Here is a 23,743-nt window from a genome sequence, read left to right as displayed (position 1 = left end):
CCATCTCCTTTATATTCGTTTTGCCTCCAAAACCCTTAGCAGCCGAATGCTAAAAACCGCCCATCTCTGTCATGCGTTTGAACCAGTATCCGCTTTTTTTAATCGTCCGTTCGCCGTTTTTGTCAAGGTTGACTGATACAAAGCCGTAGCGGTTTTTATAAGCGTTCGTCCATGACCAGTTGTCCATAAAGGTCCACAGGTGATATCCCTTTACATTTGAACCTTCCTGAATGGCCTGGTGAACCCATTTTAAGTGATCTTTTATAAATTCAATCCGGTAGTCATCATGAATCATTCCGTCTTCGCCGCGGAAGCGTTCCTCCCCTTCGACACCCATGCCGTTCTCCGAAACAAAGCATTCAATATTGCCGTAATTGTCTTTGAGATTCATCAAAATATCATATATGCCTTTTTCATAGATTTCCCATCCGCGGTGGCGGTTCATTTTTCTGCCCGGCATTTCATAATGGTCAAAGAAGCGCTCAGGCGTAAAAGGCGCGTTCGGATTTGGCAGATGTTCCTTCGCCTTCACCCGTCTCGGCTGATAATAGTTGATCCCGAGCAAATCAACCGTATTGGCTTTGATCAGCTCTAAATCGCCGGGCTTCACGTCGGGAAGGAAGCCATCCTCTTTTAATATATCAATTAAAAGTGAAGGAAACTCTCCTTTAACCGCAGGATCGAGAAATGATCGATTAAAGAAGGCGTCTGCTATTTCAGATGCTTTCACATCCTCGGGATGCCGGCTTCGCGGATAAGACGGCGTTACATTCAGGATGATGCCGATTTTTCCGTCTCCGCCGAGCCTGCGGTAAGCCTCAACCGCTTTGGCATTCGATAAAATCTCATGATAGGCGACCTGAACCGCTTTTTGAAAATCGATTTCGTTAGGATAATGAAAATCGTATAGATAGCCGCCTTCCACCGGAACAATCGGCTCATTATGCGTAAACCATGTCTTGACCCGGTCTCCGTACAGACGGAAGCAGGTTTCCGCATAGGAGACGAAATGGCTGACGACTTCCCGGTTTTCCCAGCCGCCGATGTCCTGAAGGGCGAGCGGCATGTCGAAATGGTAAAGGTTGACGAAAGGCTCGATCCCCGCCGCTGTCAGTTCATCGATTACGTTATGATAAAAGGAAGCGCCTTCCTGATTTAATTCGCCTTTTCCCTCGGGAAAAAGCCTTGACCAAGAAATCGAAAAACGGAACGAATGGTGTCCAAGCTCCTTCATCAGCTGGATGTCTTCTTTATACGTCTCATAAAAACGCGATGTCTCCTGAGGACCCACACCGTCAAAAAAGCGGTTCGGCTCTGCTTCGTACCAGTGATCCCAAATGTTCTTCCCTTTTCCTCCTTCATCCGCCGCCCCTTCAATTTGGGTGGCGGAGGCTGCCGATCCCCACCAAAAGCCTTTTGGAAAACGGTATTGGACCGGCTCTGTTTTTGCTTCTGTCTTTGACATGTGATCAATCTCCTTTTACAATCCTATCGTCTTGTTTTGATCGGGAACGTTGATTTCCTGTTCTTTCTTCAGATTCATGCGGTCGATGAATTTGAGGAACGGAAACCATATCGCAAAGACGACGGCTAAATTGACGATTTGCAGGATGCCGCCTGCAAGGGAATTGGTCGCCATCATGCCGCTGATAAAAATCGGGACCGTCCAAGGAATCGTAACGCCTGTAGGCGGAGGTACAAGGCCCGAGGCCATGGCAAAATACGTAATCAGCGTGACGACCATCGGTGATACGACCCACGGAATGATAATCAGCGGATTCATGACGATCGGCAGCCCGAAAATAATCGGCTCATTGACGTTGAATATCCCCGGAGCTGCTCCGAGCTTAGCCACCTGCTTCATCTGCTTGCTTCTCATAAAGAGCAAAATCGCGATGATGACGGCTAAAGTCATGCCGGTTCCGCCCATTCCGACGGTATACACTTCCATAAACTGCTTATTGATAATGTGCGGCACTTCCCCCGTCGCCGTATAACTATTCAAATTTTCCAATGAAAGCGTGTTCCAAATCGGGTCCATGACAGAGTTGATGATGATTTGGCCGTGCAGCCCGAAAAACCAAAGCAGCTGGGTAAAAAATATCGCGATCAAAGTCGGAATAATGCCGCTTCCCAGACCGACAAGCGGAGCCTGAACAAGATTGTAGATCAAATCGTGCATATTCGTGCTGAACGCCTGAGTGATCATGATATTGATAATTAAATAGACCGACAGCGTCATCACGGCCGGAATGAGCGCCGCGAATGATTTTGATACGGCTGGCGGAACGCCTGCAGGCATTTTGATCGTATAATTTTTTTGGACAAAAAATCTGAAAATCTTGGCTGATGTAAACGCGGTGATCATTCCGAGAAACATCCCTTTTGCGCCAAGCCTGTCGACCGGGATGACATTGGCAATCGTTTCTCCGCCTTCACTGTTTAACATAAACGGCGTCAAAACGAGGAAAGATGCCAATGCGACGACTCCCCCGAATACGGCCTCAACCTCATAGCTTTTCGACAGGTAGTAGCCGATGCCGAAGACGACGAAAACGGACATTATGTTAATCGTCGCACTCGGCGCGATGCTTAGGGCAGATTGAAACGCTTCAAGCGCAGATTTGCTCATCATTTTATCGAGGAACGGCAAATTGGTTAATACGACGATGATCGACCCGAAAATCGTAAGCGGAAAAGCCAGCATGAACGCGTCCCTAAGCACGCCTAAATATCTGTTGTTATTGAGCTTTCCGGCAATCGGAACCAAAATATTGCTCAGTTTTTCAAACACGGCCTTCTCTCCCCTTCTATTTCTTTGATTCTGACATTTTGTCTTTAAAGATTTCCAGCAGCTCATAAACGAGCTCCTTCATCGACAGCGTCGACATGAAATGGTCCTCAGCATGCATGAGAAGCAGGGAGACATCCTGCTTTTCTCCGCCTGCTTCCTGCTGAACCATTTGGAAATGGATGTCGTGGGACTGCTGCAGATCGTCACCGGCCTGAACGAGCAGCTCATCCGCTTTCTCGATGTTTCCTTCTTTATATTCCCTCAAGGACTGGATGATTTTGCTGCGTGCGTTTCCGCTGTGAAGAATCAGCTGAAAGCAAATTTGCTCATGCGTTAATTCGCCGAATGTTGTTTTTTCCATTACATTCAATCTCCTATCAGGCTTATGGCCTGTTCATACGCTTTTTTTCCGTCCGCCATTCCATAAGCCGCCATATCGATCACATCGACCCGAATTCCATATTTGTCCGCTTCTTTTTGAAGCTCGTTTTTTAAAAAGCTCATCTGCGGCCCGATTAGCACAACATGTGCCTGGTCCATTTCTTTTTTCGCCTGATCCTGTCCGACCGCCCATATTTTCGCCTCGTCTCCGATTGATCTTGCATATTCCTCCATTTTGGTGACGAGAAGGCTGGTCGACATTCCTGAACTGCATGCCAGCAGAATTTTCTTCATGTTTGATCCCCTTTCTTTATTTAAAAGCGCTTTCATTATCTATTATTATATCTTTTTATTTTTAAATGTCTATACATTTAAAAATAAATGTTTGTATTTATTTTGACGAATAAAAAGCCCTCTCATCTGAGAGGGCTTTTGCATCATGTTTACCGCGCTTTTTTTTGAAAGAGGCGGACCGCCTCTTTCGGCACATAGAACGAGCCGTCGCTTTCTACGATCACGCTGTCTAATTCGTATTCTTTGCCTTTGATCCTGATGATGTTTTTGTTGACCGGCATTTCTGCTTTGACGTTTTTGCGCTCTGCGATAACAACCGGATTTGCAGGATCTTTTTTATCAACTGTGACTCGCGCTCCGGCTTTCTTAAACGCCTGGCGTGCTTCGCTGAAGATGTCGTTTGTCAATCTGTCCAAATCGAAGCCCATCGCTTTCGCCATCGTTTTGGCTATGTCGGTATTCTCGAGAAGCCCCTGCGGTTTTTGGGGTCCGTAGGAATAAAGGAAGACGTCTTCCCCTGTATGGCCTCCTGTCGTAAAGCCGAGGTTCGCCCGGTTTGCCAGCAGCTTAACAAAAACCGAGGCAGCCGCTTTTTTGTCTTTTGCCCCTTTCAGCTGTTCTTTTTCAGATGCCGTTAAATTGTCGAGGCCGTAAAGCTGTGCGGCTTCTTCGATGTTTGATAAATCGTCTTTTAATTTGCCCGTTGCACCCTCAACCGTCATTTTTGCTTTTTTCAAAGGATCGATGTATGCCGACACAGGCGTTGAATCATAGCCTTTCGTCGTATTGCTGTTGCCGATCGATATCCCGCTGTTTCCATGGTCGGTGACGGCGATGACCATCGTATGTTTATCTTTTTCGGCGAATTTCAGCGCCTCTTTGACAGCATGATCAAATGCGAGCACATCGCTTATAATGCCGATCGGATCATTCTGGTGCGCTGCCCAGTCCGGCTTGCTTCCTTCAACAAATAAGAAGAAGCCGTCTTTATCCTTTGATAGCGTCTGAATCGACTTTTTCGTCATCTCGGCAAGCGTCGGCTGCTCGGGATGCGTCGTGCTTCTATCCATGTCATAAGCCAGATCGCGCTGGGAGAAAGCTCCCCAGATTTTTTTCGATTTTGAACGGAGGAGCTCATCCTTCGTTTCAACAAAATCGTATTTTTTATCTTTAATCACGTTCACTAAGTCTTCATTGTCCTTGCGGCTCTTTTCCTTCGTTCCCGGCTGAAGCGATTCCTTTCCTCCCCCGAGGGCGACGTCGATATTTTGGTAAACCTGCTGTTCGCCGAGCACTTCGAAGTTATTGCGGTTCAAATGGTGTGCGGAGTAAGAAGCCGGTGTGGCGTGCTGAATTTCAGATGTGGCGATAATTCCGGTTGCTCTTCCGGTCTGCTTCGCCCCTTCCAATACATTTGCTAATGGCCGGAAATGATCTTTCTCGCTGATGGGTTCTGCGCCCGGCGAATTTACTACTGAAGGCAGCACGCCGACATATGAGGAGTTTGACTTGTGCCCTGTTGCCATCGCCGTTCCTGCCGGTGCTGAATCCGTAATCGCCGATTCTGCTGAATATGTTCTGACCCCGCCGGTGACGATTTTGTCAAGCGCAAGAGGCTCACCTTTATACCAGCGGGCCAAGGTTGTCGCCGTAGAGCTCGTTCCATCCATCACCATCATTATGACGTTTTTGACTTTGCGATCTTCCTTTTTTTTCGCTGTTTCCATCGCTGCACTGCCTGTACCCGCAGAACCTAACGCCACGGCACCCGCCAATGTGATGCCTGCGATCCTGTTTCGTAAAGAACCCATATGTACTCCCTCCATTACTGCTTTATTTCCTGACAAGCCTACACTATCAAACGATTGTAAACAGATTTTATGTTTTCTATTAATCTTATGTTTACTTTTTTGCGTTATGATAAAAGAAGACTTGCCGCCTTCTTTTTGTTTTACCCTTTTCCAGCTTGAAACCCGGGATATTTCGTCATTCCGCCGTCAACATACAGCGTCAGCCCCGTAACATAGCTCGCTTCATCTGACGCAAGCCAGGCGGCGCACGCCGCGACTTCTTCCGGCTTTCCGATATAGCCGATCGGGATCAGTTCGATGACCCCTTTTTTCAATTCCGGATCAGCGAATTTTTCGGCGTTGATCGGCGTGTCGATCGCGCCGGGCCCGATGGCGTTTACACGGATGCCTTTCGGAGCGTATTCGAGAGCGAGCGTTTCTGTAAGCAGTTTGGCTCCCCCTTTGCTTGCCGCATAATGGACGAAGTGAGGCCACGGGATCTGCTGGTGGACGGACGACATATTGATGACCGATCCTTTGATTCCATTATCAAGCATATATTTGAGGGCTTCCCGGCACCCTAAAAACATTCCCGTCAAATTTGTTGAAATGACGCGGTTCCAGTCTTCCAGCGACAAGTCTTCCGAAGGGACTTCGTTTTCAACCCCCGCGTTATTCACCATGATATCAACGGAGCCGAACGAATCAACCGCTTTTTGGATCAGCGCTTTGACGTCTTCTTCTTTTGAGACGTCTCCTCTGAGAGCGACTGCCTTTGAACCGCTTTTTTCAATTTCTTTCACCGTTTCCTCAGGATTTTCTTCTTCTTTAAAATAGTTGATGACGACATTTGCCTTTTCCATACCGAACCGCAATGCCATCGCTTTCCCAAGGCCTGTCCCGGCACCTGTGATCACAACCGTTTTTCCGCTTAGACTCGGATACATGTTATCGATTACCTCCTTAATTTAAAACGCTGTGTGTTGATAGGTTGCCACAGAACAGCTGAAAGAATGCATGAAAAAACCGCAAGCCATAGGCTTGCGGTTTTCGTTTATATACGCTTATTTCATCCACTCAGTATGGAAGATGCCTTCTTTGTCTGTACGCTCATACGTATGGGCACCGAAGTAGTCGCGCTGAGCCTGAATAAGGTTGGCAGGCAGCGTCGCTGTGCGGTAGCTGTCAAAATAAGCGAGTGCGCTTGAGAAGCACGGCACCGGAATTCCTTGTTCAACCGCAAGGGAAATCGTTTTCCGGAGCGCTCCTTGATAGCTTTCCACAATATCTTTGAAGTAAGGGTCGAGCAGGAGATTGTCAAGCTCTGGGTTACGATCATACGCATCTTTGATTTTTTGCAGGAAGGCCGCACGGATGATGCATCCTCCGCGGAAAATCATCGCGATATCGCCGTATTTCAAATCCCAGCCGTATTCTTCTGAAGCGGCTTTCATTTGGGCAAAGCCCTGCGCATAAGAACAGATTTTACTCATGAAGAGGGCTTTTCTGACCGCTTCAATTAATTCTTCTTTGTTTTCAGTTACCGGTTTCGCTTCAGGACCTGTAAGCAGCTTGCTCGCTTTGACGCGCTCTTCTTTCATTGCCGAGATAAAACGGGCAAACACGGATTCCGTAATGATCGGAAGGGGCACGCCAAGGTCGAGCGCGCTTTGGCTTGTCCATTTACCTGTGCCTTTTTGGCCTGCTTTGTCCAAAATCACATCAACAAGCGGTTTGCCTGTTTCTTCGTCTTTTTTCGTAAAAATATCGGCGGTGATCTCGATCAGGTAACTGTCAAGCTCTCCTTTGTTCCACTCTGAGAACACTTCGTGCAGCTCATCAGACGATAAACCGACAAGGTGTTTCAGAATAAAGTAAGACTCGGAAATCAGCTGCATGTCACCGTACTCGATGCCGTTGTGGACCATTTTGACATAATGGCCTGCACCGTCAGGTCCGATATACGTTGTGCAAGGTTCACCGTCAACTTTTGCCGAAATCGCTTCAAGAATCGGTTTGACGAGCTCGTGGGCTTCTTTTTGTCCGCCCGGCATGATAGACGGGCCTTTCAGCGCGCCTTCTTCACCGCCGGAAACGCCTGTGCCGATAAAGTGAATGCCGCTTTCGGCAAGCTCTTGGTTGCGTCTTTGCGTATCTTTATAGTATGTATTTCCGCCGTCGATCAGGATATCGCCTTTTTCAAGATGAGGAAGAAGCGACTGGATCGTAGCGTCCGTCGGCGTTCCCGCTTTGACCATCAAAAGGATTTTGCGAGGTTTTTCAAGAGACTCGACAAACTCTTCAATGCTGAATGTGCCGACGACATTTTTGCCTTTGGCTTCTTCTAAAAACTCCTCCGTTTTCGCGCTTGATCTGTTGTATACAGAAACCGAAAATCCGCGGCTTTCAATATTTAAAGCCAAGTTTTTTCCCATTACCGCTAAACCAACTACACCTATTTGCTGTTTTGCCATGTCTAACGTCCCTTCTAAAGCGCTTTGCATATACTTTTTAATTTGTGTTTGTAAGATGAAAATACCATACTTTGACCCATCTTTTCAAGCTATTGATCCTTTCTCTGTTCCTGGAAAAAATCTTTATTGAAGCTTGTTCCGCTTGTGTTGCTCTCTTTTTTGACGACTCTGACCCCTTTTTTGATGAGATCAGTACCGTACTTTTCGTTCAGCTTGTTCATCAGCTTTTGAATCGGTTCGTCTTTGGCATCCTCCTGAAATGAAAACAAATCGAGCTGTTTGAAGGCTTCATCCCGTCTCACGAGTCCTGTGCCCGTCACGCCGAGCAGCCTGACCGCATTTCCCTGCCAGTGCTGATGAAAAAGCGCTTTAGCTGCGCCGGCAATCTCATCGGCCCGATCTGTCGGGTTTTGAAGAGTCTTGCTCCTTGTGATGTTCGTCCAGTCGGCATAGCGGATCATGATAAAGATTTTCGAAGCCATGACGTCCTTTCGCCTCAGCCTGTCGCTGACCGAGCCGGCCAGTTTGTCAAACAGCCTGCCCAGCTCCTTTTCATCCGTGCTGTCGTGCGGAAGGGTCGACGAATTGCCGACGCTTTTAAATTCGTATATTCTGTCTGGATTGACCTCGCCGTTATCGATTCCGTTCGCCCTTCTTTTCAGCCTCGGGCCGTTGATGCCTAAAAGCCGCTTTAATGCGAATTCATCCGCGGCTGCCAGATCCCCGATCTTTTCGATGTTCAGCGTTCTTAGCTTTTCAGCGGTTTTTTGGCCGATTCCGTACATTTCGCCGATATCCATCGGCCAGAGTACATCAGGCACCTCCCGTTTTCGCAAAATGGTAATGCCGAGCGGTTTTTTCATATCCGATGCCATTTTGGCCAAAAATTTATTCGGCGCAATTCCGATGCTTGACGGAAGCAGAAGTTCCTCCTGCAGACGCTTTTGAATCTCTAAGGCGGTTTCGTACGCTTTTTCCCGATACGGCGTATCAGTAAGATCCATATATCCTTCATCAATCGAGACGGGCTCGACGAGATCGGTGTATTCCCTTAAGACTTCAAACATTTCCTTCGAGGAGCTTCTGTAGCGGCCGAAGTTCGGCGGTTTGACAATCAGGTCCGGACAGATGCGCTTCGCCTCCCAGAGCGGCATGGGCGGTTTTACGCCGCGGGCTCTCGCCTCATAGCTGCAAGTCACGACAATCCCCTTTCTTTCTTTCGCATTGCCGGCGATGGCGAGGGGCTTTCCGCTCAAGGAGGGATCGAATGCCGTTTCAACAGACGCGTAGAAGCTGTTCATATCGATGTGAAAAATGATTCTTCCTTTTTTCAAAACGGCTCCCTCCCTTGCTCTGATTAGACATACGACCGTACATATAGTAAGATGTTATTGAAACGGAAGTGATAATCGTGATTCTCGAATCCTTTAACGATGCTTTTTTTCTGTTTGAGTTTTTCACAATCATTCTGCCCGCGCTGACGGCGATCGGAATCGCCCTTCTGCTCAAGCATTGCAGCACGGGGGAAAATTGGAAAACGAAACGGATTGAAGAATATAAAACGATTCATTTCATTTATCGAATCGATTTTCTCGTTATCCTATATCATCGCATTACCTTATGGATTAGTAAAGTCATTCGCATGAAGGCTTCGTCGAATGATGATGAAGACCATCGTTTCCTTCTTCTTGCCATTTAAATAGCGACAGGGCTCTAAAAAGCCCTCAAATGAAGAAGGAGGAAACACATGTTGAACAAGAAATTAACGCGACTAGTTACGATTGCAATGTTTTTGATGATGACCTTATTTGTAGGAGAGCACGCTTCTGCCGCCGGAACAGCCGCAGCAGACAACGGAAATATATTCCAACATTATATCGTGCTGCCTTTTTCAAATCTGATTAAAGGAATCGCCGGTTTTTTCCACGGTAGCTATGGACTTTCCATTATCGTCGTGACGATCATCGTCCGCTTCCTCGTGATGCCTTTGTTTGCCAATCAATACAAAAAACAGCGGGTCATGCAGGAAAAAATGGCGCTGGTCAAGCCTGAAATGGATGCCATTCAAAGCAAACTGAAAAAGACGAAAGACCCTGTTAAACAAAGGGAAATTCAGCAGGAAATGATGCAGCTCTACCAAAAGCATAACATCAATCCGCTGGCGATGGGCTGTCTGCCGATGCTGATCCAATTTCCGATTTTGATCGGTTTTTATTACGCCATCCGGTCGACGCCTGAAATCGCATCGCACACTTTCCTTTGGTTCAACCTGGGACATTCGGACATCTTCATGTCTTTATGCGCCGGCTTTATGTATTTTATCCAGTTCTACGTATCGCAAAAATTAAACGCCCAAAACGCGGCGCAGTCCAACCCGGCGGCACAGCAGTCGGCAAAAATCATGGGCTTCTTTTTCCCGGTGATGATGACGGTCTTTTCAATCAACGTACCGGCTGCCCTCCCGCTCTACTGGATGACGAGCGGATTGTTCCTGACGGTTCAGAACGTTGTCTTTCATCAAATGTACAAAAAGAATAAAGGAATCGAACCGGCGGGTTCGGCTTCAAAATAAAAAGGTTGCGCCAAATGCGGCGCAGCCTTTTTTGTTGTGTTTATCATCCGGCTGCCGTTTCCTCGCGTTCAAAGCTTTCGGAAATCGCCCCAAAGCCTTCGATTTTTTCCACGATGGCGTCTGGATCTAATTGAATGATCAGTTCGCCGTTCCGTTCGAGAACGCCTGTGAAGCAATCGGCCTGCATGTGAAACGGCTTGATGTCGCCGTCATTGATCGGAATCATCTCTTTTGCATCGGAGACAAGCAAGCCGGCGGGTCCTGTTTGTGATGAAAAAATCAGCAGCTTGCTTTTGTCATCGATCGAAAGCGGCTTATGATGCAGGATGACGCCCGTGTCTATGACCGGAACGATCTCATCCCTGATCCTGGTGATCCCGCGGACTTCGGGAGGAAGCCCGTTGATCTCTTTCAGATGTCCTATCCGTTCAATCCCCAAGATGTGACGGATGTCTGCCCCATAATCTTCCTGATTCACTTGAAAAAGAATGGCATGTTGATTTTCCACGTAAAACCCCTGCCTTTATGATGGATTTGCAACTTCCTCAATAATCGCAATGACCATTTCTGCGGTCTTGACAAGCTCCTCAACCGGCATTTTTTCGTTTTTCGTATGGATCTCTTCATAACCTACGGCAAGGTTGACCGTCGGAATGCCGTGTCCTGCGATGACGTTGGCATCGCTTCCCCCTCCGCTCGTCAGCAGTTTATGCGGGCGTCCGATCTTTTCGGCTGCTTTTTTCGCGACTTCCACTACGAGGTCGCCGTCCTTGTATTTAAAGCCGGGATACATGACTGCAATCTCAACTTCGGCGCGGCCTCCCATTTCAGCGGCTGCCGTTTCAAAAGCCGCTTTCATTTTCTCTGTCTGCTGTTTCATTTTTTCGGGAACGAGCGAGCGGGCTTCGGCTAATATTTCAACCTGGTCGCAGACGATATTTGTTTGGGTTCCGCCTTCAAAGCGGCCGATATTTGCCGTCGTCTCCTCGTCAATGCGGCCGAGCGGCATTTTGGCAATCGCTTTTGATGCGATCGTAATGGCGGAAACGCCTTTTTCCGGTTCTACCCCTGCGTGCGCTGTTTTTCCGAAGATCGACGCTTTTATTTTCGCCTGCGTCGGCGCGGCCACGATGATGTCTCCGACCTTGCCGTCTGAATCAAGGGCATAGCCGTATTTAGCCGTAATGAGCGAACGGTCCAGAGCCTTCGCTCCGACAAGTCCGGATTCTTCGCCGGCGGTAATGATAAATTGGATCGTTCCGTGCGGAATGTTCTTCTCTTTCAGAACTTTGACCGCTTCAAGCATAGCCGCAAGCCCAGCTTTATCATCTGCTCCCAGAATCGTCGTGCCGTCTGTTTTCACGTAGCCGTTTTCAACGACGGGCTTTACACCGTTTCCGGGAACGACGGTATCCATATGTGACGTAAAATAGATGGCATCGGCTTCTTTGGTTCCGTGAAGCGTACATATGAGATTGCCGGCGCCGTGTCCGGTTTTTTCCGCGCTGTCGTCCTCAATGACATCCAGTCCGAGAGCGGTGAATTTTTCTTTCAGCACTTTGCAGATGGCTGCTTCGTGTTTTGTTTCAGAATCGATTTGCACAAGTTCCAGAAACTCTTCCAACAGGCGTTTTTCATTCATGGTAGTTCCCCTCCATTTTTATAGCGGTATGTTTCCGTGTTTTCTTTTCGGCCGGATGTCCCGTTTGCTCTTCAGCATGTCAAATGTCTGAATCAGCCTCTTCCGCGTCTCTTTCGGATCGATGATATCATCGATCATCCCATGCCGGGCCGCCGTAAAGGGACTTGCGGCTTTCATGCACTCCGCGATAAGCCGCTTTCTGTCGGCTTCCTCTGTTTTTTTACCCTTTGCCAGCAGAATATCGGTTGCTTCTTCGGCTCCCATGACTGCGATTTCAGCGTTCGGCCAGGCAAATACGGCATCAGCTCCGAGCGCCTTGCTGTTTAAAGCGACATATGCACCGCCGTATGCTTTTCTTAAAATAACCGTCACCTTCGGAACTGCCGCTTCAGCGAAAGCATAAAGGATTTTGGCGCCGTGCCTGATCACTCCGCCGTGCTCTTCTCGTATTCCCGGAAGGAAACCCGGCACATCCACAAGCGTCAAAATCGGAATTTGAAACGAATCACAAAAACGGATAAATCGGGACATTTTATCAGATGCATCAATATTCAAGCTGCCTGCCAAATACTTCGGCTGGTTGGCGACGATCCCCGTCACCTCTCCTGCAATCCTCGCAAAACCGATCACGGCGTTTTTCGCAAAATGCTGCTGCACCTCAAAAAATGTACCGCTGTCAGCAATTTCGCGAATGATGTTTTTCACGTCATACGGCCGTTGGCCGTCTTCGGGCAATAAGGTTAAGAGATGCGGCCTCATATCATCGTCTTTCACAGGTTTCGGCCCGGCAGGAGGCTTCTCTTCATGATGCTGGGGGAGATAGGATAAAAGCTTCCGCACCTCTTGAAGAACGGCCTCATCCGAATCCCCGGAAAAATGAGCATTGCCGCTGATTGAATTATGTATGGACGCACCGCCCAATTCGCCGGGGGTGACATTCTCTCCCGTTGCCGTTTTTATGACTTTTGGACCTGTGATGAACATCTGCCCCGTTTTTTCGCTCATAAAGACAAAGTCTGTCAAAGCCGGCGAATAAACGGCACCGCCGGCACAAGGACCGAGAATGACAGAAATCTGCGGAATGATGCCGGAGCAAAGGACATTTCGAAAAAAAACGTGGCCGTACCCATCTAATGATAGCACACCCTCTTGAATTCTCGCACCACCTGAGTCATTAAGACCTATGAAAGGCGTCTTATTTTTCAGGGCAAGATCCATGACGGCCGCGATCTTTTTCGCATGCATCTCTCCGAGCGTGCCGCCTGTGACGGTAAAGTCCTGGGAAAATAAATAGACCGGCCTTCCATGAATTTTTCCAAATCCGGTGACGACGCCATCGCCTAAGGGACCTCCAGGCTGCCTGCTCCTCACAAAAGCGTTCAGCTCGACGAAGCTTCCCTGATCAAGCAAAAGCCCGATCCGCTCCCTGGCAGTCAGCTTTCCTTTTCGTTTTTGTTTGTCGATCTTTTCCGTTCCCCCGCCAAGCGCGGCGGCTTGGCGGCTTTTATATAAATCATCGACTTTTTCAAACATATTCATCATTTTTTAGCCCCTTCGTTTACGAAATGGTGTTCCCCCGTAAAACTTGTCCGCTGATCAAAAGCAGGATAAAATGGAAGGAGATCAATCGAAACAGAGGTGAAAAGCTTGTCTCAAAAAATGATTAAAATCATGGTTATTCTAATGATCGGCGTCATGGTGCTGACGAGCCTGCTGACGGGAATCAGCATGATTTTCTAATACAGATGCGGTGCTTGCTATGACCGGAAACGGCCTGTTTTCATAAAAAAATAGCATGAGCTCCTCCCTTTTCATTAGACTGACCAATGAAGGGGGAACTCATGCGATCAGGCAGGAGATTTAATCCCTTTAAAATAACTTTTAATCACCAAATATTGCTCCATCTCACCGAGAAAATAGAAGAGGGCTGCGCGCGCTTCAAATTCTTCGCGCGTCGTCGGCAGCTCCATCTCTTCGATCTCCTCTCTCATTTTCACGAGGCGCTTTAAAAATTTATGAGCCGTATTCCCCGGGTGGATGGCTCCTCTCAAATCATGAATAAACGCTGCGATCATATGCCCCTGTTCCACCGTCATCGAAATCGACGTAATCTTCGGAAGAGCCCGTTCAATGATTTCAAACTGTTTTTCCCGCATTTTAAAATAGTGGTAATAAAGGTTTTCATGGCGCAAAAAGTGATTTTCCACATCGCGGTATGCCAATGTTTTTGCTTCATTGATCAGGCGGTGCGTCTCAGGAATTTCCTTTCCCGTCCAGTCCTGCTCCCCTGTCAGCAAATAGCGCTCGATCTCTTCGAAGATTTTGGCGAAATTGTCTTCGATTTTCTGCTGGTACTGTTTGAGCTGCTTGTCCAGGCTCGGCATGTACAAGTTCATGAGGAGCGCAACCCCGATGCCTGTAATGATAATGAGGAATTCATTCCAAACGAGAGGCAGCGTGATTCCTTCAGACATGTAGAGATGAAGGATGATAACCGAGCTTGTGACGACTCCTTCTTTGATTTTCAGAATAACGGTTGTCGGAATGAAAAATAAAAGCATGAGACCGATGACAGCCGGATGATAGCCGATCAATTCAAAGAAAATATACGAAAACCCAATCGCAAGGCAACATGCGGCAAAACGGGCCCATGACGCCAGGAGAGACCGCTTTTGCGTCACTTGAATGCAAAGGATGGTAATAATGCCTGTTGACACAAAATTGTGCAGGCCCAAAAGCTGGGCGATATAGATCGATAGTGCCGTTCCGAGTGCTGTTTTTAATGTGCGATAACCTATTTTAAACATCGTAAACCCCAATCTTTTTTTCTATCGTTGGATTAAATGAACCAAAAAAGAAGAAGATCTATGTCTTCTTCCGCTTATTTTATAGTATTTTCTCCAAAAAGTCTTGAGCTCTTTGCGATTTTGGTGAAGAAAAAAATGATGACGGGTCGGCGTCTTCGACGATCGTTCCTCCGTCCATAAACAGCACTCTGTCGGCGACTTCTTTCGCAAATCCCATTTCGTGCGTGACGATCACCATCGTCATTCCCGTTTTCGCCAGGTCCTGCATGACCTGAAGCACTTCCTTCACCATCTCGGGGTCGAGCGCCGACGTCGGTTCGTCAAACAGCATGATCTCCGGATTCATCGCCAAGGCCCGGGCGATGGCCACCCGCTGCTTTTGCCCGCCTGACAAACGGTTCGGATAATCGTCTTTTTTATTGAGAAGCCCGACTTTTTCGAGCAGCTCTTCCGCTTTTTTGACAGCCGCTTCCCTGCTTTCTTTTTTGACTTTAACAGGCGCATATACGATGTTTTCCAAAACAGTCTTATGCGGAAACAAATGAAAATGCTGAAAGACCATTCCGATGTTCTCTCTGATTTTCAGCACGTTTGTTTTCTTGTTCGTAATCTCCTGATCCTTGATGAAAATGCTTCCGTCCGTCGGCTTTTCGAGCAGGTTCAGGCAGCGCAAAAACGTCGATTTCCCTGAACCGGACGGACCGATAACAGCCGCTACTTCTCCTTTTTCAAAGGAAACGGAAATATTTTTGAGCACCTCAAGTTTTCCGAAAGATTTTGAGAGATTGCTAACATTAATCATTTGCATTCAGCTTCCTTTCAATCGCTTTGCCGGCAAACGTCAGTATCAGAACGAGCACATAGTAAATCAAACCGGCAAACAGCATCGGTTCAAGAGGGCTGTAGATCGCCGCTCCCGCCTGATAGCTCCGTCTCATAATATCGCCGAGCCCGATGACCGTCACAACCGCTGACTCCTTCGTCAGCGTAACCGATTCGTTGACAAGGGCAGGCATAATGTTTTTGAAGGCCTGAGGCAGCAAGAGATCCTTCATCATTTTCCAGTATGGCACGCCAAGAGCCATCGCTGCTTCTTTTTGGCCTTTATCGATGGCATTGATGCCGGCTCTGATGATTTCCGATACATAGGCGGCCGAGTTTAACCCGAACGCGACCACCGCTGCCCAATAGGCGTCAATATCAAAACCCAGAACCTGCGGCAGGCCGTAATACACGATCATTAACTGCAGAACGAGCGGCGTTCCCCTGAATATTGAGGTATAAAAATCAGCGATCCATGAAAGAACCTTGATCGAGCTGATTTTCAGGAGGGTGATGAAAACCCCCAGCACAAATCCAAACACCGCCGCAGCGACGACTACTTTTAATGTAACGCCGAGACCTTCCAGAATAAAAGGCATTTCAGGTATCGTACTTGAAAAATCAAGAAAATTCATAATGACTCTCCTTCTCCCGCCTCAAGTAAGTGAGGCGTCCAATCACTTTTAGCAAAAAAAGTTCAACAAAAAAGTTGAACTTTTCGTGCTTACTTTTGTGTTTCTCCGCTAAACCATTTTTCTTTCAATTTGTCCAACTCTCCGCTTTTCTCCATTTCTTTAAGCGCCTTGTTGAACTTCTCCGTCAGGTCGCTTCCTTTTTTGAAAGCAATCGCCGATCCGGCTTGATCGTCAGGGTCTTTCGGAAGATTGAAAGCGGTGAGTTCTTTGTTTTTATTTAAATATTTTTCAGCAACGATGTCTTCGATAATTGCTGCTTCGAAACGGCCAGCTTTAATCTCTTCGGTCAAATCGGAAATGCGGTTGCGGTTTTCAACCTTCAAATCGTACTTTGAAGTCAGTTCCTTCGCTTTTTCTTCCTGGATGGAACCGAGCTGCACGCCGACTGTTTTTCCATTCAGGTCATCAAGCGATTTGATGCCGCTCGATTTCTTCGTCACGATCATGTTGTGAGCCGTATAATAAACGTTTGAAAAATCGACTTGTTTTTTGCGCTGAGGAGTCGGCGTCATGCCTGACAAGACGATGTCTACTTTATTTGTTTTAAGGGCTGTCACCAATCCGTTAAAATCCATATCCTGGACTTCGAGTTCATGGCCCGTCTTTTTGGCTAGCGCTTTGGCCAGATCAACGTCAAAACCGACGATATTGTCTCCGTCCTTCGATTCAAAAGGCGGGTAGTCTGCAGAAGTTCCCATCACCAATGTTTTTTTATCGCTTGAGCTGCTCGTCCCGCAAGCGGCCAAAGAAAATGCGGCACAAACCGTCACTAACAGTAAAAGCCATTTTTTCATGTTGTATCCCCCTGAATCCATTTGAATATTTATTCGTTGATATGTATTTTAAACATTTTCTCATAATGATGCAATACTATTTTAAAAAAATACATGAAAAACCTTTAGAAAAGCTTGTATAAAATAATAGAATCCTGTCATTTTTACCCTTCGAATTGCATATTTATTAAATTAATATACAAAAAGCCTGCCGTTCATTGATCTGCACCCTGTCAAGTAGACAGTGGAAATAACTAAAACACACTAGACGGCTTTAGCCCTGTATTCCACTGGGCTGAGGCCGTTTAGTTTTTCTTGTAGACGATCGTGGTTGTAAAAGTGGATATATTCATCAATTGCGCTTTGAAGTGCCTCAAATGTCTCGTACGAATTCCGTCTGTATTTCTCGCATTTTAATTTCCCCCAAAACGACTCAATGGGGCCGTTATCAATACAGCGGCCGACGCGGGACATACTCTGTGTCATATTTGCGTTTTCAATCATCCTTCTAAACTGGTGGGACGTGTATTGAAAACCTCTGTCGCTGTGAAGGAGAGGACGTGCGTTTGGGGCTGCCTCAAGCGCTTGGTTCAAGGTTTTAAACACAAGGGCGTTATTATTGGATTTCCCCAGCACATAAGACACGACCATTCCCTCATGAAGATCTAAAATGGCACTGAGGTACGCTTTCCGATGGCCGTATTTTAGCTCTGTCACATCAGTCACCCATTTTTGATTTGGTTTGTCCGCTTTAAACTCTCGATTCAGGATATTTTCGGACACATGTTGAGGCGTCGCTTTGCCGTAACGTTTTTTCTTCCGCCGAATGACACACTCCAGCTTGGCAATTTTCATCAGCCGATAGATGCGCTTATGATTGAGGCGCTCTTTAAAGCGGCGGTTCATGTTTAAGGTCATTCTGCGGTATCCGTAGATACCGCCAATTTGTTCGTGAAGTAGCGCCATTTTGGCGATAATCTTTTCATTCTGTTTTTCTCTCGCTGAAGGTACTCGGCTCCTCCATTTGTAATACCCCTGGCGCGAAACTTCGGCAATCTCACATAACATTTGGACAGAAAAGCCTTCTTTTCGATTCAGCTCTAAAATGGCGAGATATCGATCTTCGTACCGAACCTGACTTAGAACCGCCTCCTTTTGATCTCTTCCAACTTTTTTAAGAACGCATTCTCTGCGCGCAAACGCTCATTTTCCTGTTCCAGCCGTTTGTTTTCCCGTTGAATTTTTTCTTCAGGTGTCAGTTCTTCTTCGGTTTTGCGTTTCCCTCGGTTGTCTTTTAAGGCCTCTTCTCCGCCTTCTTGATACTTTTTCACCCATTGATACACCTGTTGGTAGGAGACTTGATGAATCTCCATTGATCTGGCGTAGTCCTTTCCATGAGCTAGACAATCCTTCGCAATCTCAATCCGTTCTTCCAATGAAACGTTCTTCCGTTTGGTCATCAAACGATTCCTTCCTCTCCCGCTGTCTTTTAACGTTTTATGACCATTATAAAGCTCAACCCACTTCATGAGTACGGATTTACTGGAAATCTTATATTTTCTCGAGATTTCTCTTTGAGAGTAGCGTCCGGATAAGAAGTCTTTCACGGCATTGTATTTTAATTCTGCGGGATAGAACTTATGGCGCTTTGAACGTTCCAAACTCTCCACACCCGCCATATCATGCGATGTTCTCCATTCACGAATTGTTTCGGCATGAATGTCATATTTTTCTGCAATCTCCTTCACCGAATTATTGCCCTGATCACATTCTGATAGAATATTCAATTTTTCTTCTTTTGAAAACCATTTTCCAGCCATGAAAAAACTCCCCCAAGGCAAACAGATTTTTTTATTTCATCTGTCTACCTTTAGGGGAGCATATCACATGCCGGCAGGCTTTTGTTCATTATACTTCTTCGCAGTACTCCTCAAACAATCCCTGAAGCTTCGTGATGACGGCCATCGGTTCATAGCCCTCAATCTCATGGCGCTCGACCATTTTTACAATCTTGCCGTCCTTCAGCAATGCAAATGACGGGGAAGACGGCGGATATCCTTCAAAATATTCGCGCGCCCTTGCCGTGGCCTCTTTGTCCTGGCCCGCAAACACCGTCACGAGATGATCCGGCCGCTTATCATAGTGGACGGCGTGATAGGCGGCAGGCCTTGCAATTCCTCCGGCACAGCCGCAGACGGAGTTCACCATCACGAGCGTGGTCCCTTTTTTCGCCAATGCTTCGTCTACTTCTTCAGCCGTTTTTAATTCCTTGTATCCGGCCGCTGTGATCTCCTGCCTGGCCTGGCGCACAACATCGTTCATAAACAAATTAAAATCCATGTTCACTTTGAGTCCTCTCCTTTTTCATCGTCTTTTTTAATGATACTTTGAAACCGTTCATACCGCAAATCACGCGTCTTAAAGGTTTAGTGCGGGGAACAATCGGGGAAACCTATAAAAAGAGACGAAAGAGACAGGTGAGCCATATGAACAAAAGGAAAGCCATGCTGATTTACAACGGCAATGCCGGACAAAAAAACATCAAAAAAACGCTCGGCACAGCCGTTCCGATCCTTTCCGAATACATAGATGAGCTGATCATCAACCCGACGAGGCAAAAGGGAGATGCTTTCCGCCTATGCCGGCATATCGGAGAAGGCGTTGACGAATTATATATTTTAGGCGGGGACGGCACAGTCCACGAATGCATAAATGGCATCAGCCCGCTTTAGTCGAAACCCGCGATCGGGATATTGCCCGGCGGGACCTGCAACGATTTTTCAAGAACGCTTGAAATTCCGCAAAACATCGAAAAAGCGGCCGAAGCGCTGGTACACGGGGATAAAGCCGCCGTAGATGTGCTGAAAGCAAATAATCATTATTGTTTAAATTTTTGGGGCGTGGGCTTTATTACAGAGGCTTCAAGCCACATCAATCAAACCGAAAAGGCGCTCCTCGGAAGAATCAGCTATTTTACGAGCGCATTGCGGACGATCCCGAAGCTCAAGCCTTTCCCATGCAAACTGACCATCGACGGAGAGGAACTGACAGATGAAGCCGTGATGGTGTTGGTGCTGAACGGGCAGTTTATCGGAACGAACCGTCTGCCCCTCCCCAAAGCCACAGCTACTGACGGAAAGGCGGATGTACTCGTTTGCCGGAATACCAGCCTCTCGGCATTAAAGGAACTTCTCTCCATGGATCAGCCTGAATGGGAAACGTTCGAAGGAGATCTGTCTTATTTTCAGGGAAAAACGATCAAAGTGGAAACCGCTGAAGAAATGGACGCCGATACAGACGGTGAAATTTATTCCAAGGCGCCGGCGGACATTAACGTGCTGAACGGCCATCTCCGCATGCTCGTTCCGGGCGTCAACAGAAAAAGCTGACCGGAAAGGGTCAGCTTTTTTATATTCAATAAACGGATGTATGTTCATCGATGTGTTCAAGGATGTCTTTCACACGGGCAAGAAATCTTCCGCAAATAAGACCGTCAAGCACTCTATGGTCAAGCGATAAGCATAAATTGACCATATCCCTGACGGCGATCATACCGTGGTCCATCACAACGGGACGCTTGACGATCGATTCCACCTGCAAAATCGCCGCCTGCGGATGATTGATGATGCCCATCGACTGGACAGAGCCGAAAGAACCCGTATTGTTAACGGTAAACGTTCCGCCGGTCATATCATCGCTTGTCAGCTTGCCGCTCCGCACCTTATGGGCCAAGTCCGCGATTTCTCTTGCAATGCCTTTAATCGTTTTTTCATCGGCATGCTTAATAACCGGCACATACAATGCATCTTCCGTCGCCACGGCAATCGAAATGTTGATGTCCTTTTTCTGAATGATTTTATCGCCGGCCCACATGCTGTTCATTTGCGGGAATTCTTTCAGCGCTTGGGCAACCGCTTTGACGAAGAAAGCAAAAAAGGTTAAATTGAAGCCTTCTTTCTTTTTAAATTCGTCTTTGATGTGATTGCGGTAGCTGACAAGGTTTGTGACATCGACTTCCATCATCGTCCAGGCATGAGGGATTTCATGCTTGCTTCTGACCATATTGGAAGCAATCGCATTGCGGATGCCTGTGACAGGTATTTCAATGTCGCCTGCTGCCGTTTCCGGAGCCTTTGTTTCAGCAGCTTTCGGCGCGCGGGCCGCAGCCGTTTTCTGCGGTTCTGCCGGCTGTTTTTCCGCTGCCGCGCCTTGAACCGGAATGCCGCCTGATGCAATGATGCGCTGGAGGTCTTTGCGGGTGATCCGCCCGCCGGCTCCTGTTCCTTCCACTTGTTCCAAATCGATGTTATGCTCTCCCGCCAGGCGCAAAACTGCCGGTGAATAGCGCTTTTTGTTCGGCGCGTCTTGCGGCTCTGCTTTTGGCAGTGCCTCTGTATTATGTTCCTCTGTATCCTGAGGGGTTTCCGGCTTTGATTCTTCATTTGTTTCGACGTTGCAAATGACATCTCCGACCTGCAAGGTCTCTCCTTCTTCTGCGACAAGCTCTTTGATCGTTCCCGTAAAAGAGGAAGGCACTTCAGCGTTGACTTTGTCCGTCATAACTTCAGCGATCGGGTCATATTTATTGACGCGATCCCCGACGCTGACAAGCCATTTGCTGATCGTTCCCTCGGTTACGCTCTCTCCGAGCTTGGGCATTGTCATCTGTTCCACTGCCATACGATTGTCCTCCTTTTCTTAGCTTTAAAACTCTGCGAGTTCTCTCATCGCTGCTTCTGCTTTTTCCGGATTGACCATAAAATATTTTTCCATCGACGGCGCATACGGCATTGCCGGCACATCAGGCCCTGCCAGCCGCTTGATCGGCGCATCCAGATCAAAGAGACAGTGCTCAGAAATGATCGCGGCGACTTCGCTCATTACGCTGCCTTCTTTCGTATCTTCAGTCATAAGGAGCACCTTGCCCGTTTTGGAAGCTGCTTCAATAATCGCTTCCTTATCGAGCGGATATACCGTTCTTAAATCGAGGATATGAGCGGAAATTCCGTCCTTCGCAAGCCGCTCAGCCGCCTGAAGAGCAAAGTGAACGCACAATCCATAAGTAATGACTGTGATGTCTTCGCCTTCCCGTTTGACGTCAGCTTTGCCGATCGGCAGTACGTAATCGTCATTCGGCACCTCGCCTTTTATAAGGCGGTAGGCTCTTTTATGCTCAAAAAACAGCACTGGATCCTCATCGCGAATGGCCGCTTTTAAAAGCCCTTTTACATCATAAGGCGTGGAAGGCATGACGATTTTCAGTCCAGGCTGATTGGCAAACACGGCCTCTACGGACTGAGAATGGTACAGCGCTCCGTGAATGCCTCCTCCGTACGGCGCCCTGATGACGATCGGACAGTTCCAGTCATTATTCGACCTGTAGCGGATTTTTGCCGCTTCCGAAATAATTTGGTTGACAGCGGGCATGATAAAATCAGCAAACTGCATTTCCGCTACCGGTCTCATGCCATACATGGCGGCACCGATTCCGACCCCGGCAATCGCCGATTCGGCGAGCGGCGTGTCCATGACCCGCTCTTCCCCAAACTGATCATATAGGCCGGCTGTCGCTTTGAAGACTCCGCCTTTTTTTCCGACGTCCTCGCCGAGAATAAAGACGCGCGGGTCTTTTTCCATTTCCTCTTTTAAAGCCAATGTAACAGCATCTATATACGACATTACAGGCATTGGTTTTCCCCCCTACTCCGCATAAACATGCCGCAGCGCCTCTTCAGGATCGGCATACGGAGCATGCTCAGCATAATCTGTTGCTTCATTGACGATATTCGCAATCTCGTCTGCTATCGCTTTTTCTGACTCTTCGGTAAGAAGTCCGGCTTCTATTAAATACTGCGCGTATGTTATGATCGGATCCTTTTTCTTCGCTTCAGCCACTTCTTCCTGGCCTCTGTAGCTTCTGTCGTCATCATCGCTGGAGTGAGGGGTCAGCCGGTATGAAATCGTTTCGATCAATGTCGGGCCTTCGCCTCTTCCAGCCCGCTCCCTCGCTTCTTTGACCACCTTATACACCTCGAGCGGGTCGTTTCCGTCAACCGTAATCCCGGGCATTCCATAGCCTACGGCACGGTCGGAAATCTTCTCGCATGCGACCTGCTTTTCGTACGGAACGGAAATAGCGTATTTATTGTTCTCGCACATGAAAATGACAGGAAGCTTATGAACCGCGGCAAAGTTTGCCCCTTCATGAAAATCGCCCTGATTTGAAGAGCCTTCGCCAAATGTCACAAATGTAGCGATATTCTTGTTGTCCAGCCTTCCTGCGAGAGCGACGCCGACGGCGTGCGGAACTTGTGTCGTCACCGGAGAAGAGCCCGTGACGATCCGGTTTTTCTTTTGCCCGAAGTGGCTGGGCATTTGTTTTCCTCCAGAGTTTGGGTCTTCCGCTTTCGCGAAAGCGGAAAGCATTAAATCCTTTGCCGTCATTCCAAACGCGAGCACGACGCCCATGTCTCTGTAATAAGGCAAAACATAGTCATTGTCGCGGTCTAAAGCGAAAGCAGCGCCGACTTGGGCCGCTTCCTGACCTTGGCAAGAGATCACGAAAGGGATTTTGCCTGATCTGTTCAGCAGCCACATCCGCTCATCGAGCTTTCTTGCCAAAAGCATGGTTTTGTACATATCGATTGCCTGTTCATCTGTTAATCCCACTGCTTCGTGACGATTATTGCTCATTTTTTT

23 protein-coding genes and 1 pseudogene are annotated in these 23,743 nt (G+C 47.6%); 4 read left to right on the top strand and 20 right to left on the bottom strand.

The genetic code is table 11. From position 1 onward, the window contains the following. Nucleotides 1–49 precede the first annotated feature (49 nt). The 8 genes from NSQ39_RS07015 to NSQ39_RS06980 all read right to left on the bottom strand — a co-directional run bounded on the left by NSQ39_RS07015 (nucleotide 50) and on the right by NSQ39_RS06980 (nucleotide 9,067). Nucleotides 50–1,465 (bottom strand): glycoside hydrolase family 1 protein, encoded by a 1,416-nt coding sequence (locus NSQ39_RS07015; RefSeq protein ID WP_175077477.1) that lies wholly within the window; start codon nucleotides 1,463–1,465, stop codon nucleotides 50–52. 15 nt (nucleotides 1,466–1,480) lie between these two features. Further along, the gene (gene celB / locus NSQ39_RS07010; protein ID WP_175077478.1) at nucleotides 1,481–2,794 is read right to left on the bottom strand and encodes a PTS cellobiose transporter subunit IIC; all 1,314 of its coding nucleotides are present in this window, start codon (nucleotides 2,792–2,794) and stop codon (nucleotides 1,481–1,483) included. Between the two features lie 16 nt (nucleotides 2,795–2,810). Then, complete coding sequence (locus tag NSQ39_RS07005) at nucleotides 2,811–3,155, bottom strand: PTS lactose/cellobiose transporter subunit IIA (protein WP_175077479.1); 345 nt, start codon at nucleotides 3,153–3,155, stop codon at nucleotides 2,811–2,813. Between the two features lie 5 nt (nucleotides 3,156–3,160). After that, nucleotides 3,161–3,469: a PTS sugar transporter subunit IIB gene (locus NSQ39_RS07000; RefSeq protein WP_046132371.1), complete on the bottom strand. Its 309-nt coding sequence runs from the start codon at nucleotides 3,467–3,469 to the stop codon at nucleotides 3,161–3,163. Nucleotides 3,470–3,618: 149 nt separating this feature from the next. Further along, complete coding sequence (locus NSQ39_RS06995; protein ID WP_341014422.1) at nucleotides 3,619–5,280, bottom strand: alkaline phosphatase; 1,662 nt, start codon at nucleotides 5,278–5,280, stop codon at nucleotides 3,619–3,621. Nucleotides 5,281–5,420: 140 nt separating this feature from the next. Next, nucleotides 5,421–6,206 carry an SDR family oxidoreductase gene (locus NSQ39_RS06990; RefSeq protein WP_046131720.1) on the bottom strand — a complete coding sequence of 262 codons (786 nt, stop codon included), beginning with the start codon at nucleotides 6,204–6,206 and terminating at the stop codon, nucleotides 5,421–5,423. A gap of 117 nt (nucleotides 6,207–6,323) precedes the next feature. Further along, entirely contained in the window at nucleotides 6,324–7,733 is a 1,410-nt protein-coding gene (gndA, locus tag NSQ39_RS06985; RefSeq protein WP_046131721.1) for an NADP-dependent phosphogluconate dehydrogenase, read from the bottom strand. Between the two features lie 89 nt (nucleotides 7,734–7,822). Then, a complete protein-coding gene (locus tag NSQ39_RS06980) occupies nucleotides 7,823–9,067 on the bottom strand; it encodes a DNA polymerase IV (RefSeq protein WP_272901917.1) in 1,245 nt (414 codons plus the stop codon). 77 nt (nucleotides 9,068–9,144) lie between these two features. On the opposite strand from NSQ39_RS06980, the gene NSQ39_RS06975 reads away from it, so the two are divergent. Beyond that, entirely contained in the window at nucleotides 9,145–9,432 is a 288-nt protein-coding gene (locus NSQ39_RS06975) for a hypothetical protein (protein WP_046131722.1), read from the top strand. Nucleotides 9,433–9,483: 51 nt separating this feature from the next. Next, complete coding sequence (locus NSQ39_RS06970) at nucleotides 9,484–10,305, top strand: membrane protein insertase YidC (RefSeq protein WP_373688048.1); 822 nt, start codon at nucleotides 9,484–9,486, stop codon at nucleotides 10,303–10,305. A 43-nt stretch (nucleotides 10,306–10,348) separates the two neighbouring features. On the opposite strand, the gene NSQ39_RS06965 is transcribed toward NSQ39_RS06970, so the two are convergent. Genes NSQ39_RS06965 through NSQ39_RS06955 form a run of 3 tightly spaced genes read right to left on the bottom strand, consistent with a single transcriptional unit; the run spans nucleotide 10,349 to nucleotide 13,486 of the window. After that, complete coding sequence (locus tag NSQ39_RS06965; protein ID WP_175077481.1) at nucleotides 10,349–10,813, bottom strand: chemotaxis protein CheW; 465 nt, start codon at nucleotides 10,811–10,813, stop codon at nucleotides 10,349–10,351. A gap of 15 nt (nucleotides 10,814–10,828) precedes the next feature. Beyond that, the gene (locus tag NSQ39_RS06960) at nucleotides 10,829–11,947 is read right to left on the bottom strand and encodes a M20/M25/M40 family metallo-hydrolase (RefSeq protein WP_175077482.1); all 1,119 of its coding nucleotides are present in this window, start codon (nucleotides 11,945–11,947) and stop codon (nucleotides 10,829–10,831) included. Nucleotides 11,948–11,965: 18 nt separating this feature from the next. After that, entirely contained in the window at nucleotides 11,966–13,486 is a 1,521-nt protein-coding gene (locus tag NSQ39_RS06955) for an acyl-CoA carboxylase subunit beta (protein ID WP_082094132.1), read from the bottom strand. Between the two features lie 108 nt (nucleotides 13,487–13,594). Here NSQ39_RS06955 and prli42 point away from each other — a divergent pair, with 108 nt between their 5' ends. Further along, nucleotides 13,595–13,687: a stressosome-associated protein Prli42 gene (prli42, locus tag NSQ39_RS06950; RefSeq protein WP_152654489.1), complete on the top strand. Its 93-nt coding sequence runs from the start codon at nucleotides 13,595–13,597 to the stop codon at nucleotides 13,685–13,687. A 107-nt stretch (nucleotides 13,688–13,794) separates the two neighbouring features. Here prli42 and NSQ39_RS06945 read toward each other — a convergent pair whose 3' ends face one another. The 6 genes from NSQ39_RS06945 to NSQ39_RS06920 form a co-directional block, all read right to left on the bottom strand. Next, on the bottom strand, nucleotides 13,795–14,754 hold the full coding sequence (locus NSQ39_RS06945; RefSeq protein ID WP_046131727.1) for an aromatic acid exporter family protein: 960 nt from the start codon (nucleotides 14,752–14,754) through the stop codon (nucleotides 13,795–13,797). 79 nt (nucleotides 14,755–14,833) lie between these two features. Beyond that, entirely contained in the window at nucleotides 14,834–15,556 is a 723-nt protein-coding gene (locus NSQ39_RS06940) for an amino acid ABC transporter ATP-binding protein (protein WP_175077483.1), read from the bottom strand. Further along, nucleotides 15,549–16,211 carry an amino acid ABC transporter permease gene (locus tag NSQ39_RS06935; RefSeq protein WP_046131729.1) on the bottom strand — a complete coding sequence of 221 codons (663 nt, stop codon included), beginning with the start codon at nucleotides 16,209–16,211 and terminating at the stop codon, nucleotides 15,549–15,551. The genes NSQ39_RS06940 and NSQ39_RS06935 overlap by 8 nt, the downstream gene beginning before the upstream one ends. A gap of 89 nt (nucleotides 16,212–16,300) precedes the next feature. After that, nucleotides 16,301–17,065: a transporter substrate-binding domain-containing protein gene (locus NSQ39_RS06930; protein ID WP_175077484.1), complete on the bottom strand. Its 765-nt coding sequence runs from the start codon at nucleotides 17,063–17,065 to the stop codon at nucleotides 16,301–16,303. A 243-nt stretch (nucleotides 17,066–17,308) separates the two neighbouring features. Next, nucleotides 17,309–18,864, bottom strand: a protein-coding gene (locus tag NSQ39_RS06925; protein ID WP_341014421.1) for an IS3 family transposase whose coding sequence is annotated in 2 segments (ribosomal slippage) — nucleotides 17,309–18,207 and nucleotides 18,207–18,864 — 1,557 coding nt in all. Because the reading frame shifts where the segments join, the coding sequence is not laid out codon by codon here. 88 nt (nucleotides 18,865–18,952) lie between these two features. Then, nucleotides 18,953–19,390 carry a BrxA/BrxB family bacilliredoxin gene (locus NSQ39_RS06920; RefSeq protein ID WP_046133030.1) on the bottom strand — a complete coding sequence of 146 codons (438 nt, stop codon included), beginning with the start codon at nucleotides 19,388–19,390 and terminating at the stop codon, nucleotides 18,953–18,955. 140 nt (nucleotides 19,391–19,530) lie between these two features. On the opposite strand from NSQ39_RS06920, the pseudogene NSQ39_RS06915 reads away from it, so the two are divergent. After that, a pseudogene (locus NSQ39_RS06915) lies at nucleotides 19,531–20,433 on the top strand (YegS/Rv2252/BmrU family lipid kinase). Between the two features lie 25 nt (nucleotides 20,434–20,458). Here NSQ39_RS06915 and NSQ39_RS06910 read toward each other — a convergent pair. The 3 genes from NSQ39_RS06910 to NSQ39_RS06900 are packed head-to-tail and all read right to left on the bottom strand — an operon-like array spanning nucleotide 20,459 to nucleotide 23,737. Then, a complete protein-coding gene (locus NSQ39_RS06910) occupies nucleotides 20,459–21,724 on the bottom strand; it encodes a dihydrolipoamide acetyltransferase family protein (RefSeq protein ID WP_046131860.1) in 1,266 nt (421 codons plus the stop codon). Between the two features lie 24 nt (nucleotides 21,725–21,748). After that, complete coding sequence (locus tag NSQ39_RS06905; protein WP_046131861.1) at nucleotides 21,749–22,732, bottom strand: alpha-ketoacid dehydrogenase subunit beta; 984 nt, start codon at nucleotides 22,730–22,732, stop codon at nucleotides 21,749–21,751. A 12-nt stretch (nucleotides 22,733–22,744) separates the two neighbouring features. Then, entirely contained in the window at nucleotides 22,745–23,737 is a 993-nt protein-coding gene (locus NSQ39_RS06900; protein ID WP_099047113.1) for a thiamine pyrophosphate-dependent dehydrogenase E1 component subunit alpha, read from the bottom strand. Nucleotides 23,738–23,743 lie beyond the last annotated feature (6 nt).

This window comes from Bacillus sp. FSL W8-0848 (assembly GCF_038007805.1).
GTDB classification, from domain to species: Bacteria; Bacillota; Bacilli; order Bacillales; family Bacillaceae; genus Bacillus; species Bacillus glycinifermentans.
This window is presented reverse-complemented; position numbering and strand designations above follow the sequence as displayed.

Coding starts and splice junctions, on each gene's coding strand:
- NSQ39_RS06900 (WP_099047113.1), bottom strand. CDS start 23,737: ATGAGCAATAATCGTCACGAAGCAGTGGGATTAACAGATGAACAGGCA.
- NSQ39_RS06905 (WP_046131861.1), bottom strand. CDS start 22,732: ATGCCTGTAATGTCGTATATAGATGCTGTTACATTGGCTTTAAAAGAG.
- NSQ39_RS07005 (WP_175077479.1), bottom strand. CDS start 3,155: ATGGAAAAAACAACATTCGGCGAATTAACGCATGAGCAAATTTGCTTT.
- NSQ39_RS07000 (WP_046132371.1), bottom strand. CDS start 3,469: ATGAAGAAAATTCTGCTGGCATGCAGTTCAGGAATGTCGACCAGCCTT.
- NSQ39_RS06990 (WP_046131720.1), bottom strand. CDS start 6,206: ATGTATCCGAGTCTAAGCGGAAAAACGGTTGTGATCACAGGTGCCGGG.
- NSQ39_RS06910 (WP_046131860.1), bottom strand. CDS start 21,724: ATGGCAGTGGAACAGATGACAATGCCCAAGCTCGGAGAGAGCGTAACC.
- NSQ39_RS06930 (WP_175077484.1), bottom strand. CDS start 17,065: ATGAAAAAATGGCTTTTACTGTTAGTGACGGTTTGTGCCGCATTTTCT.
- NSQ39_RS06935 (WP_046131729.1), bottom strand. CDS start 16,211: ATGAATTTTCTTGATTTTTCAAGTACGATACCTGAAATGCCTTTTATT.
- NSQ39_RS06995 (WP_341014422.1), bottom strand. CDS start 5,280: ATGGGTTCTTTACGAAACAGGATCGCAGGCATCACATTGGCGGGTGCC.
- NSQ39_RS06960 (WP_175077482.1), bottom strand. CDS start 11,947: ATGAATGAAAAACGCCTGTTGGAAGAGTTTCTGGAACTTGTGCAAATC.
- NSQ39_RS07015 (WP_175077477.1), bottom strand. CDS start 1,465: ATGTCAAAGACAGAAGCAAAAACAGAGCCGGTCCAATACCGTTTTCCA.
- NSQ39_RS06940 (WP_175077483.1), bottom strand. CDS start 15,556: ATGATTAATGTTAGCAATCTCTCAAAATCTTTCGGAAAACTTGAGGTG.
- gndA (WP_046131721.1), bottom strand. CDS start 7,733: ATGGCAAAACAGCAAATAGGTGTAGTTGGTTTAGCGGTAATGGGAAAA.
- NSQ39_RS06945 (WP_046131727.1), bottom strand. CDS start 14,754: ATGTTTAAAATAGGTTATCGCACATTAAAAACAGCACTCGGAACGGCA.
- NSQ39_RS06955 (WP_082094132.1), bottom strand. CDS start 13,486: ATGAATATGTTTGAAAAAGTCGATGATTTATATAAAAGCCGCCAAGCC.